8 protein-coding genes are annotated in these 15,199 nt (G+C 71.0%); 1 reads left to right on the forward strand and 7 read right to left on the reverse strand.

Translation table 11 applies throughout. From position 1 onward, the window contains the following. From meaB to QM638_RS15875, 5 genes are all read right to left on the reverse strand, one after another. Window positions 1-669: methylmalonyl Co-A mutase-associated GTPase MeaB (gene meaB, locus QM638_RS15855; protein WP_415143363.1), on the reverse strand; the 669-nt coding region annotated here is incomplete at its 3' end. Between the two features lie 24 nt (window positions 670-693). Beyond that, on the reverse strand, window positions 694-6,525 hold the full coding sequence (locus QM638_RS15860; protein ID WP_415143365.1) for a glycoside hydrolase domain-containing protein: 5,832 nt from the start codon (window positions 6,523-6,525) through the stop codon (window positions 694-696). 158 nt (window positions 6,526-6,683) lie between these two features. After that, window positions 6,684-7,154, reverse strand: a complete 471-nt coding sequence (locus tag QM638_RS15865; protein ID WP_415143367.1) for a DUF779 domain-containing protein — start codon at window positions 7,152-7,154, stop codon at window positions 6,684-6,686. A gap of 30 nt (window positions 7,155-7,184) precedes the next feature. Further along, window positions 7,185-8,708, reverse strand: a complete 1,524-nt coding sequence (locus QM638_RS15870) for an aldehyde dehydrogenase family protein (RefSeq protein WP_415143368.1) — start codon at window positions 8,706-8,708, stop codon at window positions 7,185-7,187. A gap of 128 nt (window positions 8,709-8,836) precedes the next feature. Beyond that, the gene (locus QM638_RS15875) at window positions 8,837-10,081 is read right to left on the reverse strand and encodes a transcriptional regulator (protein WP_415143370.1); all 1,245 of its coding nucleotides are present in this window, start codon (window positions 10,079-10,081) and stop codon (window positions 8,837-8,839) included. Window positions 10,082-10,318: 237 nt separating this feature from the next. On the opposite strand from QM638_RS15875, the gene QM638_RS15880 reads away from it, so the two are divergent. After that, window positions 10,319-11,026, forward strand: coding sequence for a TMEM165/GDT1 family protein (locus QM638_RS15880; protein WP_415143372.1), 708 nt, complete (start codon window positions 10,319-10,321; stop codon window positions 11,024-11,026). A 33-nt stretch (window positions 11,027-11,059) separates the two neighbouring features. On the opposite strand, the gene scpA is transcribed toward QM638_RS15880, so the two are convergent. Together scpA and QM638_RS15890 are read right to left on the reverse strand one after the other, a co-directional pair. Next, entirely contained in the window at window positions 11,060-13,327 is a 2,268-nt protein-coding gene (gene scpA / locus QM638_RS15885; protein WP_415143374.1) for a methylmalonyl-CoA mutase, read from the reverse strand. Next, window positions 13,324-15,054 (reverse strand): methylmalonyl-CoA mutase family protein, encoded by a 1,731-nt coding sequence (locus QM638_RS15890; protein WP_415143376.1) that lies wholly within the window; start codon window positions 15,052-15,054, stop codon window positions 13,324-13,326. Before QM638_RS15890 ends, scpA begins: the two co-directional genes overlap by 4 nt. Window positions 15,055-15,199: the final 145 nt, after the last annotated feature.

The raw sequence follows: 15,199 nt of genomic DNA on the forward strand, positions 1-15,199 counted from the left end.
CGCGCCGGCGAGCTCGCGGGCGGCCGCGCGCGCCTCGCGCGCCCGGGCCTCGTCGTCCGGGTCCGCCTTGTTGACCGCGATCACGTCGGCGATCTCCAAGATCCCCTTCTTGATGCCCTGCAGCTGGTCGCCGGTGCGAGCCAGGGTGAGGAAGCAGAACGTGTCGACCATGCCGGCGACCGTCACCTCGGACTGTCCGACGCCGACGGTCTCGACCAGCACGACGTCGTAGCCGGCCGCCTCCAGCACCGCCATCGCCTGTACCGTCGCCCGGGCCACACCGCCCAGGGTGCCGGCCGACGGCGAGGGCCTGATGAACGCGTTCGGGTCGACCGCGAGGCGCGGCATCCGGGTCTTGTCACCGAGCACCGAGCCGCCGGTGCGCACCGAGGACGGGTCCACCGTGAGGACGCCGACCCGATGCCCCGCGGAGGTGAGCCGGGTGCCCAGGGCCTCGATGAAGGTCGACTTGCCGACCCCCGGCACACCGGAGATGCCGACCCGGACCGCGTCACCGGGGGGCAGATCGGTGAGCAGCGCGCGGGCCAGCGGTCGGTGCGCCGCCTTGGTCGACTCCACCAGCGTGATCGCACGGGAGACGGCGGCTCGGCTGCCGGCTCCGATCTGCTCGATCAGGGCCGGCAGCTGGGTTCGCGGGTCGGTCGGCACCCGGTCACCGTAACGGCCACACGCTCACCGCCGTACCCGGACCGCCTTGGTCCGCACGGTGGCGGTGCGCCACTGACCCTTGTGGCCGGTGACCACCGCCACCACCTTCTTGCCCCGGTAGGCCGACCGCAGCCTCAGATGGGCGCCGCTGCCGACCTTCCTGCCGGCCACCTTCCACAGGTAGGTGAAGCGGACTCCCGCGCTCCAGCCGGAACGGTGCAGGTGGAGACCGAGCCGGTGTCCGACCCGCGGCTTGCCGGAGATCGAGACCGCGGCTGAGTGCACGCTCGGTCGCGCCGGCGTACGCACCGTCGCGGTGGCGGCCGAGCTCTGCCCCACCACCGCGACCGAGGCGCGGTAGGTCGTCGATCCGGCCAGGCCGGTGAAGACGACCCGGCCCTTGTCGGACCAGACCTGGACGGTGTCCACCGTCCTGCCGGCTCGGGTCAGACTCACCTTCAGCACCTGGCTGGCGCTGCCGGTGCTCGTCGTCCAGGACACCGTCACCCTCGACCAGCTGGGTGCCTTCGCGGTGGCCCCGGTGACCCGGTCGGCGTCGACGGTCACCTGGTTGGACGCCGCCGAGTACGGCGAGCTGCCGAGTGCGTTGCTGGCCGCCACCTGCGGCGCGTAGTCGCCGGCCGCCAGCCCGGTGAAGCGGTAGCTGGTGGTGCCGGCGGGCACCGTGACCGGATCGGCGGACGGGGTGAGCCGCACCAGGTAGCCGGTCAGCGCGGAGCCGCCGTCGTCCGGCGCGGCCCAGGTCACCGTGACGGTGTGTCCCACCACCGAGGCGGCCGGGCGGTCCGGCACGGTCGGCACGGTGGCGGCGATCGGCACGTACGCGGTGTAGTCGCTCGCCACCGAGCTGCCCAGCGCGTTGACGGCCACCACGCTGGCCCGGTACTCCTTGCCCCGGGTGAGCCCGGCGAAGGTGTGCGAGGTGACGTCCGCGCCCACGCTCACGGTCCGCTCGTCCCCGTCGCCCTCGAGGGTGACCTGGTAGCCGGTGATCGCCGAGCCGCCGTCGTCCTCGGGCGCGGCCCAGGCGACGGTGAGCGAACGACCGCTGGCGGTGGCCGAGACGGACTCCGGCGCCCCGGGCGCGCTGTCCGGCTTGCGCACCAGTGCGGCGATGGCGGCCTCGACGCGATCCGCCTCGTCGGCGTACTCCTGGTCGGTGGCGGTGCCGTCGTCGTACATCTGCTGCGCGGTCGCCAGCTCGGACTTGAGCGCCGCGGCGGTCTCGTCGGTGTAGCGGACGAGCTTGATCGCCTCGGCGTCGTCGATCGCGGCGCCCAACTCACGCTCGGCGGCCGGATCCAGCTGGGCTGCCGCCAGCCGCAGCATCCGGGTGGCCGAGGTCACCTCGGAGTTGAGCGCGTCGTCGTCGACCAACACGTCCTCGGCGGCGGTCATCTGGGCGGTGAAGGTGGCGAAGTCGACCGGGACGTAGCGGTCGCCGTCGGCCAACAGCGGCGAGTAGGAGTCGTAGAGGTCCTGGAGGCCCGACTTGTCGACGCCGTAGTTGAAGGTGAAGGAGTCGAGGTTCGCCACGTAGGGATGGTCGTCGTCCGCGGTGGTGTGCATCACCACGTAGACGTCATGGGTGCCGCTGATCGAGTCCGGCAGCGTGACGGTGGTGGTGCCGGCGTTGGTCCAGGCGGTGCCGGTCACCGGCAGCGGCACCGAGACGACCGGGTCGCCGTCGGCGGAATCGAGATAGACGTCGATGCTGGAGTCGGTGCCACAGCGAGACGAGTTGTTGACGTAGTGCACGCTGAGCGAGGTGGCGGTGTCGGCGAAGGCGACCTGGTCGTACTCCAGCCAGGCCCCGTCGTAGGTGCCGCCGACGTCGGTGACGGTGGTGCCGTCGTCCCAGGTGCTGGTCTCGGTCTTCAGTCCGCCGGCGCTCCAGTCGCTGTAGCCGGCCGCCGACAGGGCCAGGCCGTCGGCGTCGCCGGCGGTGGAGGAGAACTGGACGTAGCCGATGTTGGCGACGTAGGGCAGATCGGTGGTCGCCTCCGGTGCCGAGAAGACCAGGTACACGTCGTGCACCCCGGTGAGGGTCTGGCCGATCGCGACGGTGGTGGTGGTGTAGGTTCCCCAGCTGGAGCCGGTGGTGGTCAGTGGGACGGTCGCGACCGGGTCACCGTCCGTGGAGTCCAGATAGATCTCCACCGAGGTGTCGGTGGGCGTGCGGCCACTCGGCTTGTCGTAGTAGACCGAGACCGTGTCCACACCGCTGCCGAAGTCGTAGTCGGCGTACTCCGCCCACTCCCCGTCGTTGACGTTCTGGAACAGGCTGGCGTCGCTGGCGTCGATGCCGGAGTCGAGCGAGGTGGCGTTGCCGGGCTGGAGCTTCGGCTGGGTGACGGCCGTGTCGGTGTCGACGAACTGCATCCAGTCGAAGTTGCCCACCCAGTGCGAGGCGCCGTCGGTCGAGGAGCCGGTGAAGACGAAGTAGACGGTGTGCGAGCTGCCGTCGGCCAGCTCGGCGACATCGGAGAGGTCGGCGGTCACGGTCTGGTAGGTGCCGAATGTCGAGGCCGTCGGCGGGGTGGAGACGGTCGCCAGCAGCGGGCCGTCGGTGGCGTCGAGATGCACCTCGACGGCCGCGTTGTCGTAGCCGTCGTCGGAGGCACCCGAGTAGCGGACCTCGATCTGGTCCGGCGCCTCGTCGTCGGTGAAGGTGAGGGCGTCGAACGCGATCCACGAGTTCGGCCGCACCCCGCCGAGGTTGCTGGTCTCGTTCTCCAGCTCGCCCCCGGACCAGTCGTCGCTCGACTCGGCCTGGAGCTGGCGGAAGCCGCCGGCACTCAGGGTGAGCCCGTCCAGAGCGGCGGTGAGGTCGGAGTCGGCGTCCTTGACCGCCTGGTCGGTGGCGGTGTCGTCGGCGAGCAGGGTCTTGGCACTGTCGCGGGCGGTCACCAGGGCGTCGTACGTCGACCCTTCGTAGTTGCCCCGGACCACCAGCCGCGCCTGGTCGTAGTCGGTCTGCAGCACGCTGCGCCAATGGCTGGTGACCGCGATGACGTAGGGATCGCGCAGCGTCGTGCCGGTCCCGGTGACGGCATCGGGTGAGACGTCGTCGGCGAGCGCGCCGTCCTGGAACCGGACCGCGAACTTGGTGCGCGCAAGCTGTGGCAGGGTGCCGCTGACATGGATGTCGAGGGTGGTGTCGCCGGTCCGGGTCACGCTCGCCTCGACCCCGGACGGCAGTCCGACGACCGTGGCCAGGCCGGCGCCCACCAGGTCGTCGCCGTCGCTCCCGGTCAACGTCGCGCCGGAGAGCGTCATGGTGATGTCACCGTCGACTCCGCCGTCCGCGTCGGCCTGCAGGGTGGTGGTGTCCGAGCTGGCGGTGACGGTCGGCGCGGTGTCGGTCGCGGTGCTCATCGAGAAGGCCGCGGCGCTGTCGGTCCCCCAGTCCGAGGCGGTGTCGCCCATGACGGTGTCGAAGGAGCCGTTGCCGGCCAGATCGGAGTAGTCCACCCAGGTGTTGCCGTAGGTCTCGCCGTTCAGGGTGGCCGACTGGATGTAGTAGTCGTCGGACGAGACCCCGTCGGCGCTCACGCTGAAGGTGGTGCCGTCGGCGTGGGAGATGTCGACCCGATCGAAGAACGGCGAGCCGACCTGGTACTGCGAGGATCCCGCGGTGACCGGGTAGAGCCCGACCGCAGCCGCGACGAAGGTGGACGACATCGCGCCGGTGTCGTCGTCCATGGTCGGCAGGAAGCCGTCGGGCGAGAGCTTGAAGACCTTCTCCTTGATCGGCGGGGTGAGCTTGCCGTTGGCCGAGGTCGGGTCGTTCCCGTCGGTCTGGGTGGTGGCGATGTAGTTCTGCCAGGTCTGCTTGGTGTAGAGGTCACGGACCCACTTCTGGGTCTTCGACGGCTCGCCGACGTAGTTGAACAGGTACGGCGTCTGCAGGTCCACCTCGTTGGCGTTGGACTTCAGCATCTTGGTGCCGTCGTCGGGGTCCTCCTCGCCGAAGTAGTGGCTGAGCGCGTCCTGCACGGCCGTCGTGCCGCCCATCGCCGTGATCAGGCCGGCCATGTCCTGGACGGGGTACCAGTTGAACTGCCACAGCGTGCCCTGATAGAGGTTCGCGGCCTGGAACTGCTCGAGGTCGTCCGAGGCCCAGTTCCCGGAGGCGTCCTTGGCGGAGAGCACGCCGACCGAGGTGCCGTCGTCGGCGGTCCAGGCGCCGGGCTTGATCACGTTCTGGTAATTGGCCGCTCGGGCGAGATAGGTCGCGGCGTCGTCGGTCTTGCCGAGGGAGTCGGCGATCACCGACACGGCGTAGTCGTCGTAGGAGGTGCCGACGGTGGTGCCCGGGTCGCTCGCGATGTAGCCGAGCTTCTCGTTCGCGTCGCTGTAGGTGTCCTCGTTCGCGACGATCGCGGAGTAGGCCTCGTCCAGCCGATCCAGGTGCACTCCCTTGGCGAGGGCGTCGGCGATGACGATGGCAGCGCGTTCGAAGCGGACCGTCGGAACCGCCTGGACCAGGCTGCTCAGGGTGGCGTCGCCGGCGTCGGCGTCATCGGCGAAGAGGTCGACCAGGGACTGCACCTCGTCGTCGTAGTAGTCCGGATAGAGGTAGGCGAGGATGGCGTACTTCCGGAAGTCGTCCCAGGTGCCCCAGCCGTCGTAGTGGATGTACCCGTCGGCCTGGTGCACCTTGCCGTCCACCCCGCGGTAGGTGCCGTCGGTGCTGGTCGCGTTGACCGGGGTGGCGAGCATCCGGTAGAGGCTGGTGTAGAAGATCCCCTCCAGGCTGCCGTCGGGGTCGCTGGTGGCGTTCGCGCTCACCGCCACCTTGGCCAGGGTGTCCTGCCAGTCCTGGTGGGCGGCCTGACGAACGTCGTCGAACGACTTCCCGTCCAGCTCGGCGGCCTGGTCCTTGCGGGCCTGGGCGACGCTGATCGGAGACAGGGTGGTGGTGAGCTGGACAGCCTCGTTGGCCTCGACGTCGAAGCTCACCACGGCACCGGTGTCGGTGCCGGAGCGGTGCCGCGCCGAGGTGAGCGTGCCGGCCGAGCCCCAGGTCTTGACGCCCGCGACCGCGACGTTGGTGACCGCGTCGAAGTAGAGCTTGTAGGTGTTGCCGTTGAACGCTCCGATCACGTAGCCGGAGAGCTCGGCGCGACCGTCGTCCAGCGTGCTCACCTCCAGCTCGGAGTCCACCCTGCTGGTGAAGTTGTTGGCCAGGTCCACCACCAGCGAGGCCGTCCCGGCCTCGGGGAAGGTGAACCTCTCCAGACCGCTGCGCACGGTCGCGGTGAGCTCGGCGTCGATGGTGCCCTCGTCGCGCTGCAGCCCCACCTGGTAGTAGCCCGGGACGGCGGTCTCGTCGTCGTGGGAGTAGGTGGCCGGGTAGCTGCTGGTGTCGGGACGGGCGGTGTAGCTCTGGTACGTCGGCACCACCAGCAGGTCGCCGCCCGCGCCGGAGCCGCCGACACCGTCGAGGTTCGAGAGCGTGAAGCCCTTGATCTGGCTCTGGGAGTAGTCGTAGCCGGTGTGGGAGCGGCTCGGCGCGGTCATCGGGTTGGGCTTGGCCAGACCGTGCGGCACCTGGGCGCCGGGCAGGTTCTGGCCGTCGTCGCCCTGCGTCGACATGAACGGGTCGACGTAGGAGGTGTAGTCGGTGGCGGTCGTGCCGTCGTCGGCCGAGCCGGTGTCGGCGGTGGTCACCGGGGCCGCCGAGACGGGTGCCACGCCGAACGCGGCCAGTCCGGCCACGGCCAGGACCAGGCCGACGAGCACCCGGAGGAGGCCGGTGAGTCTCGTCTGCGAGCGGTGCGCCCGCGCGTCGGTGACGGGGGCGAGCGGGGCGTGGGGGCGAGGGTCCACCTGCGGCATGGGGAGGCTTTCTGCGGTCGTCGGCCGGGAGTCGAGCAGACGCTAGGGAGCCTCGGTGACCACCACGTGTCCACCCGGCGGTGATCGGTTGCCCATTGATGAAGTTCTTGGCGCCCGGCAGGTGAACACCGACCGGGCCCTCTGACCACTCATCGCGGCGGCGAGTCGTCGAGCGGAGGCAGCGCCGCCGCCTCCTCGTCGGTGAAGAGCCGCGAGCGCAGCAGGAACCGGAACCCGGTGGGCCCCTCCAGGGAGAACCCGGCGCCGCGGCCCGGGACGAGGTCGATGGTCAGATGGGTGTGCGACCAGTAGGCGAACTGCTCGCGCGACATCCACACCTCGACGGGTTCGAGAGGAGTCTCGGGAGTGCTCACCTCCAGGTCGCCGAGGTGGACGTCGGAGTCGCCGGTGAGGAACTCCCCGTACGGATAGCACATCGGAGCCGACCCGTCGCAGCAGCCGCCGGACTGGTGGAACATCACCGGGCCGTGCTGTTCGGTCAGCGTGCGGATCATCTCCGCGGCCGCGGGTGTGACCGCCACCCGGGAGGGGGTGGCGGTCACACCCGGAGCCACCTCGGCCGCCTCGGCCGGGTCGACCCCAAAGACGGACTCACTCATCGTGGTCGACGACGCTTCCGGCCGGCCGGCTCAGAAGAAGCCCATCGCGTTCGGCGAGTAGGAGACCAGCAGGTTCTTGGTCTGCTGGTAGTGCTCCAGCATCATCTTGTGGTTCTCCCGGCCGATGCCCGAAGACTTGTAGCCACCGAACGCCGCGTGCGCCGGGTAGTTGTGGTAGTTGTTCGTCCACACCCGGCCGGCCTGGATGGCGCGTCCGGCCCGGTAGGCGGTGTTGATGTCGCGCGACCACACCCCGGCGCCGAGGCCGTAGAGGGTGTCGTTGGCGATCGAGATCGCGTCGTCGAAGTCGTCGAAGCCGGTGACCGAGACGACCGGACCGAAGATCTCCTCCTGGAAGATCCGCATCTTGTTGGTGCCGGCGAAGATGGTCGGGGCGACGTAGTAGCCACCGGACAGGTCGCCGCCGAGGTCGACCCGCTCGCCGCCGGTGATGACCCGGGCGCCCTCCTCGGTGCCGATCTTGAGGTAGCTGAGGATCTTCTCCAGCTGGTCGTTGCTGGCCTGGGCGCCGACCATCGTCTCGGTGTCCAGCGGGTTGCCCTGGACCATCCGCTTGACCCGCTCGGTGCCTGCGGTCAGGAACTGGTCGTAGATGTCGGCCTGGACCAGCGCGCGGCTCGGGCAGGTGCACACCTCGCCCTGGTTGAGCGCGAACATGGCGAAGCCCTCCATCGCCTTGTCCGCGAACGCGTCGTCGGCCGCGAGCACGTCGGAGAAGAAGATGTTCGGACTCTTGCCGCCGAGCTCGAGGGTCACCGGGATCAGGTTCTGGCTGGCGTACTGCATGATCAGCCGACCGGTGGTGGTCTCACCGGTGAAGGCGATCTTGCGGATGCGCGACGAGCTGGCCAGCGGCTTGCCGGCCTCCACTCCGAAGCCGTTGACCACATTGATCACGCCCGCGGGCAGCAGGTCGCCGATCAGGTCGACGAGCAGCATGATCGAGGCCGGGGTCTGCTCGGCCGGCTTGAGCACCACCGCGTTGCCGGCGGCGAGCGCCGGGGCGAGCTTCCAGGTCGCCATCAGCAGCGGGAAGTTCCACGGAATGATCTGGCCGACCACCCCGAGCGGCTCGTGGAAGTGGTAGGCGACCAGGTCCTCGTCGATCTCGGAGAGAGCCCCCTCCTGGGCGCGGATGGCGCCGGCGAAGTAGCGGAAATGGTCGACGGCGAGCGGCAGGTCGGCGGCCAGCGTCTCGCGGACCGGCTTGCCGTTGTCCCAGGTCTCGCCGACCGCGAGCATCTCCAGGTTGGCCTCGATGCGATCGGCGATCTTGTTCAGGATCCCGGCGCGCTCGGCGACCGAGGTCTTGCCCCACGCGGGCGCGGCGGCATGGGCCGCGTCGAGGGCGAGCTCGACGTCCTCGGCGGTCGACCGGGCCACCTCGCAGAAGACCTTGCCGGTCACCGGCGAGACGTTCTCGAAGTACTGCCCCTTGACCGGCGGCACCCACTGTCCGCCGATCCAGTTCTCGTACCGGGACTGGTAGGAGACGACGCTTCCATCGGTCCCCGGCTGTGCGTACACGCTCATCTGGCACTCCCACTGCAAACGCGATCCCGGACGCCTTGCCCGGGCGTCTGTGACGCTAGTCACCGACACGTTGCAGCGACGTTGCACGCGAGACCGGCCCGAGCGGGCCTCCGGCACCGACCCGAGGATCAGCCCAGCTCGGCGGCGAGGAAGTCCAGATGGTCGCGCACCCGGGCGCGGCCGGGCGCACTCGGGTCCAGGCCCAGGTACGCCGCCTGCCAGATCTCCCAGTCCAGCCGGCCGTGCTCGGTCTCGCCGAAGCGGAGCAGCATCTCGGGATCCCCGGCGCCGATCAACCGGTGCCGCAGATCGGTCCGCAACCGGTCCCGCAGCCGGCGTACGCCGGGGGCGTCGGAGGCCGGCAGCAGGTCGCCGCGATAGAGGTCGAGCGCGCCCGCGACATCGCCCAGCGCGAGCCGCTGACGCAACTCGGTGACATCGGAGCGCAACCCGGCGTCGAGCCGGTAGGGCCGGCCGGCCAGGGTGAGCCCGTGGGCCGTCAGCACGGTGCGCAGCCGGGAGAGCTCGGCGCGGAGGGTGACCGAGGCGAGCTCGTCGTCGGAGAGGCCGACCGCCAGCTCCTCGCCGGTCAGCCCGTCCTCGCCGTGCTCGCCGAGCAGGACCAGCAGCTCGCTGTGCCGCAGCCCCAGCCGGGTGCGTGCCCGCGGGCTCTCCAACACGCACGACGCCACCCCGAGGGCACGCAGCCGGGCTCGCGGCGCGGCGGTCTGCTCGGGGTGGAGCAATCGCTGCAGCTGCAGCTCGCGCTCCACCACCGCGACGGTCGCTCGTACCGCGGAGAGGGCCTGCGGCCCGGAGACCTCCGCCCCGCCGGTCAGGTCGATCACCCCGAGCACGGCTCCCGTGTCCGGGTCGTGCACCGGCGCGGCCGCACAGCTCCACGCCATCACCGGCCTGGCCAGATGCTCACCGCCGATGATCTGGACCGGACGGTCGATGGCGAGCGCGGTCCCCGGCGCGTTGGTGCCGGCGACCGACTCGGCCCAGTCGGAGCCCTCCACGAAGCCGATCCCCTCGGTCCGGCTGCGCAGCCGGCGCTGCCCCTCCACCCACAAAAGCCGGCCGAGATGGTCGGCCACCGCCACCACCGACCCGGAGTCGGAGGCGTCCTCCACCAGCAGCCGGCGGATCACCGGCATCATCGGCGCCAACGGATGACTCGCGCGGTAGTCGTCGAGCTCGGCGTCGACCAGCTCGAGCGGCGGGCTCACCCGCTCGGGGTCCAGGCCCGCGGCGAGACTGCGCTGCCAGGACTCCGCGACCACCGGCCGGGTCTCGGCATCTGCCCGACCCGTCTCCAAGAAGGCGTCGTGCGCCCGCGCCAAGACGGCGGATCGAGTCCGAACCGGCATGGTGCCTCCTGTGAGGTGCGTCTCAGGCAAGGATACGCAGGACCGCCAGACCCGAGCGGCACCGTGGTCGCCCGCCCGGCCGGGCTCCGAGGATCGCCGACCGGGCGGGTGACCCGTGGCCGGCGGCCGCTTTCGCGTCGGACCGAGGTCGTCGGCTAGCATCGGTGGCGAGCGGGAGTAGTCCCTCGACTGGATGTCGACATACTGGCTGGTTCTCCAGCCCGGTATCCAGGGTCGGTGCGCCGACTGGACGAGACGTTCGGAGTTCCAGCCACCCTCGGCTGCTCCGACGTACTCCGGTGGGTCGGCGGTGGCCGACCGACCAGAGAGAAGACCATGCTCGACTTCGGTGTCATCGCCGCCTGCTTCGGCCTCATCTTCGTCAGCGAACTGCCCGACAAGACCGCCATCGCGAGCCTGGTGCTCGGCACCCGGTTCCCCTGGCGCTGGGTCTTCGCCGGCGTCGCCGCCGCGTTCGCCGTACACGTGGTGGTGGCGGTCGCGGCCGGCTCCGTGCTGACCCTGCTCCCCCGCCGGCCGTTGGACGGTGTGGTGGCGGTGCTGTTCGCGCTCGGCGCCTACCTGGTGTGGCGTGAGGGTCGCGAGGACGATCAGGACGGGGGCGAGGAGCTCGAGGAGGAGGCCGAGGCGGTGCCGGCCTCGGCCGGGTTCTGGAAGGTCGCCTCGCTCGGCTTCGGCACGATCTTCATCGCCGAGTGGGGCGATCTGACCCAGATCATGACGGCCAACCTGGCCGCCAAGCACGACGACCCGCTCTCGGTCGGCCTCGGCGCGGTGCTGGGCCTGTGGGCGGTGGCCCTGCTGGCGATCCTGGGCGGCAAGACGCTGCTGCGGGTGCTGCCGATGCGCTGGATCACCCGGGTCGCGGCGCTGGTGATGCTGGTACTGGCCGTGCTCAGCGCCCGGACCGCGCTGGGCTGGTGAGTGGGTTGACGGGCGGGTCGACGGGCGGGTGGTTCACCCGTCGAGCTGCGCCCGCAGCCGAGCCAGCAGGTCGAGCGCGGAGTCGGCGATGACCGTCCCGGGGAGGAACACCGCGGCCGCGCCCATCTGCTCCAGCGTCGGTACGTCGGCCGGCGGGATCACCCCGCCCACCACGACCATGATGTCGGGCCGACCCTGTCGTGCCAGCGCATCGCGCAGCGCGGGCACCAGCGTCAGGTGGCCGGCCGCCAGCGAGGAGACCCCCACGATGTGCACGTCGGCGTCGACCGCCTGCTGGGCGACCTCCTCGGGAGTGGAGAAGAGCGGGCCCACGTCGACGTCGAAGCCGAGGTCGGCGAAGGCGGAGACCACCACCTTCTGACCTCGGTCGTGGCCGTCCTGGCCCATCTTGGCGACCAGGATCCGCGGCCGACGGCCCTCGGCCTCCTCGAACTCCGCGGTCGCGGCCAGCACCCGGCCGACCTTGTCGTTCCCGTCGCCCACGCCTGCCTCCTCCCGGTACACCCCCGAGATCGTCCGGATCACCGCTTGGTGCCGACCCCAGGACCGCTCCAACGCGTCCGAGATCTCTCCCACCGTCGCCTTGGCCCGGGCTGCGTCGACGGCGAGGGCGAGCAGGTTGCCGTCCAGCCCGTCGCCGCCGCCCGAGGTCGCCGAGTTGCTCAGCGCCTCGAGCGCGCGTCGTACGTCCTCCTCGTCGCGCTCGGCACGGAGACGCTCGAGCTTGGCGACCTGCTGCTGGTACACCTGGTCGTTGTCGACCTTGAGCACCTCGAGCGGGTCCTCGACGGCCAGCCGGAAGGTGTTGACGCCGATGACCTGCTGCGCACCGGAGTCGATCCGGGCCTGGGTGCGGGCGGCCGCCTCCTCGATGCGCATCTTCGGGATGCCCTGCTCGATCGCCTTGGCCATCCCGCCGGCCGCCTCGGCCTCGGTGATGTGCGCCCACGCCTTGGCGGCCAGGTCGTGGGTGAGCCGCTCGACGTAGTAGGAGCCACCCCACGGATCGATGATCGCCGTGGTGCCCGACTCCTGCTGCAGCAGCAGCTGGGTGTTGCGGGCGATCCGGGCGGAGAAGTCGGTGGGCAGCGCGATCGCCTCGTCCAGCGCGTTGGTGTGCAGCGACTGGGTGTGGCCCTGGGTGGCGGCCATCGCCTCGATGCAGGTGCGCCCGACGTTGTTGAAGACGTCCTGGGCGGTCAACGACCAGCCGGAGGTCTGCGAGTGGGTGCGCAGCGAGAGCGACTTGGGGTTCTCCGGCTCGAACTGCGCCACCAGCCGGGACCACAGCGCCCGCGCCGCGCGCATCTTGGCGATCTCGGTGAAGAAGTTCATCCCGATCGCCCAGAAGAAGCTGAGCCGCGGCGCGAACGCGTCCACGTCCAGTCCCGCGGCCAGCCCGGTGCGCAGGTACTCCACGCCGTCGGCGAGGGTGTAGGCGAGCTCCAGGTCGGCGGTGGCCCCGGCCTCCTGCATGTGATAGCCGGAGATCGAGATCGAGTTGAACCGCGGCATCCTGGCCGCGGTGTAGGCGAAGATGTCGCCGATGATCCGCATCGAGGCCGCCGGCGGATAGATGTAGGTGTTGCGGACCATGAACTCCTTGAGGATGTCGTTCTGGATGGTCCCCGCCAACTGCTCCGGCTTCACCCCCTGCTCCTCGGCGGCGACGATGTAGAGGGCGAGCACCGGGAGCACCGCACCGTTCATCGTCATCGAGACGCTCATCTGGTCCAGTGGGATGCCGTCGAACAGGGTGCGGGTGTCGTAGATGGAGTCGATCGCCACGCCGGCCATGCCGACGTCGCCGCGCACCCGCGGGTGGTCGGAGTCGTAGCCGCGGTGGGTGGCGAGGTCGAAGGCGACCGAGAGGCCCTTCTGGCCGGCCGCCAGGTTGCGGCGGTAGAAGGCGTTGGACTCCTCGGCGGTGGAGAACCCGGCGTACTGCCTGATCGTCCACGGCTGGGTGGTGTACATCGTCGGGTACGGGCCGCGCAGGAACGGCCCGAGGCCGGGATAGGTGTCCAGCGCGTCGAGGCCGGCGAGATCGGCCGAGGTGTAGCGGCTCTTGATCTCGATGCCTTCGGGTGAGTGCCAGGTCTCGGTACGCTCGCCGGCGCTCGCCGCCCGACCAGCGCTGTCCTCACCCGCCGCTCGACCAGCGCTGTCCCCGCCCGCCGCTCGACCAGCGGCCTCGCCGGTCGAGTAGCCGTCGCGAGGAACGAGCGACGGCGTATCGAGACCCAACGACAGACCCGCGAACGAATCGGGAATGCTCATCTCAACTCCTTCCTCACCCGGCTCAGGAACGCGAGGGCATCGGCGCCCAGCGCACACGAGTCGTCGGCGTAGGCGACCGGCCGGCCGGCGATGACCACGTACGACGCACCGGCGTCGCGCAGCGCCTGCGTGGCCGCCTCGCCCCACTCGGCGTAGGCCCGGTCGGTGCCGGCCAGGCAGACCACCGGCTGGCCCTGGTAGGAGGCGAGCAGGTCCGCCGGGGTGGCGCTCGCTCCGGCGACCTCGACCGGTACGCCACCGGCCGCCAACAGGTTGGCAGCGAAGGTGGCACGGGCGGTGTGCTGCGCGACCGGGCCGAGAGTGGCCAGAAAGACCGGCCGGGCAGCCGGCTCATCACGCAGCGCCTCGAAGCTCGCCCCGTAGCGGCGCACCGAGTCCGCGACCGGGTCGGGCTCACGCTCCGGCAGCCGCTCACCGAGGTTCGGGAACTCCGAGAGACCGGTGATCGGCTGCTGTCGCCGGGCGATCTGCTCCTCCCGTCGGTCGACCACGGCGGCGATCCTGTCCCGGAAGCCGTCCAGCCCCTCGCCGCGCTCCCACTCCGCCTCGAGGGTCTGGAACTCGGCCCAGCCGGCCGTGGCCAGGTCGGCGGTGAGGCGTTCGACGGCGTGCGCGCCACCCGCGGGGTCGGCGACCACGGCCACGTGCGACTCGTCGATCAGCAGGTGGCTGAGGTTGCGGGCGATGCGTCTGCCGAAGGCCTCCGGTCGGCCGTTGGCGGCGTCGAAGGGCAGCACCGTGACCGCCTCCGCACCGCCGACGCCGGCGGCGAAGGCGGCGACCGTGCCGCGCAGCATGTTCACGTAGGCGTCGTACTTGCTCAGCATCGGCCGAGACGAGACCGCGTGCTGACGCTGCTCGACCGTCCCGCCCGCGCCGCTGTGCTCCAGCACGCTGCACCACAGCCGCCGCGCGGCCCGGAGCTTGGCGATCGTCTCGAACTGCCGGTCGGTCGCGGCATAGCGGAACTCGATGAGGTCGGCCGCCTCCGCCACCGACAGTCCACGGTCGGTGAGCATGCGCAGATAGGCGACGCCGACGGCGATCGACCAGCCGAGCTCCTGGACGTCGGAGGCCCCCAGATCGTGGGCGGCGGTCGCATCGACGACGATGGCCCGGATTCCCGCTCCGCGGGCGAGCCCGGCGAGTCCGGCCAGCTCGGCCTCGCCCTCGTCGGGCGCGATCGGCAGGCCGCGCAGCATGGCGCCGAGCGGATCGGCGCCCAGGTTCGTGTCGCGGTGCAGCTCGCGCCCGGCATGGGCCGCGAGGAACGCCGTGCCGGCCGCGAGGGCACCGGTCGGCGCCTCGAGGACGACGGGGGCCAGATCCAGCATCACGCCCGCGAGCACGGTCGCCAGGTCGGTGGCCTCGTCGGCGCGGACCCACAGCGAGGTGGCTCCCCCGGCGAGCTCGGCGAGTGCGTCCTCGTTGGCCCGTGCCGGGTCCGGATGGTCGACCATCGCCCGGATGTCCCATCCGCCGGCCCGCTGTGGACGGACCGTCGGCGGCGCCCCACCGGGCAGGCCGAGCGGCGGAATGGCGATGCCGTCGAGGGTGGTCCGGGTGAGCAGCTCCTCGACCAGCTCGTCGGGGTCGTCGTCGCGCAGACGACCCGACTTCCGCAACACCGCGGCAGCCGCCCGCTCCCACTCCGCCCGGGTGTGGGCGTCCTCGGGCCGGGCGAGCTCGAGCGAGGGTTCGGTCATGGGCGGCAGCCTAGGAACGCGGCGTGGCCTGCGCCACAGAGTGTGAGGTTTATGACCGTTCACCCCGTCGTCTCACCCCGTCGTCTCACCCCGTCGTCTCACCGGTGTCGCCGCCACCGGTGTCGTACGTCGCCGCCGCGCCGAC

Source organism: Nocardioides sp., from assembly GCF_047606145.1.
In the GTDB taxonomy this organism is placed as follows: domain Bacteria; phylum Actinomycetota; class Actinomycetes; order Propionibacteriales; family Nocardioidaceae; genus Nocardioides.

Coding starts and splice junctions, on each gene's coding strand:
- QM638_RS15875 (WP_415143370.1), bottom strand. CDS start 10,081: ATGCCGGTTCGGACTCGATCCGCCGTCTTGGCGCGGGCGCACGACGCC.
- scpA (WP_415143374.1), bottom strand. CDS start 13,327: ATGAGCATTCCCGATTCGTTCGCGGGTCTGTCGTTGGGTCTCGATACG.
- QM638_RS15870 (WP_415143368.1), bottom strand. CDS start 8,708: ATGAGCGTGTACGCACAGCCGGGGACCGATGGAAGCGTCGTCTCCTAC.
- QM638_RS15890 (WP_415143376.1), bottom strand. CDS start 15,054: ATGACCGAACCCTCGCTCGAGCTCGCCCGGCCCGAGGACGCCCACACC.
- QM638_RS15865 (WP_415143367.1), bottom strand. CDS start 7,154: ATGAGTGAGTCCGTCTTTGGGGTCGACCCGGCCGAGGCGGCCGAGGTG.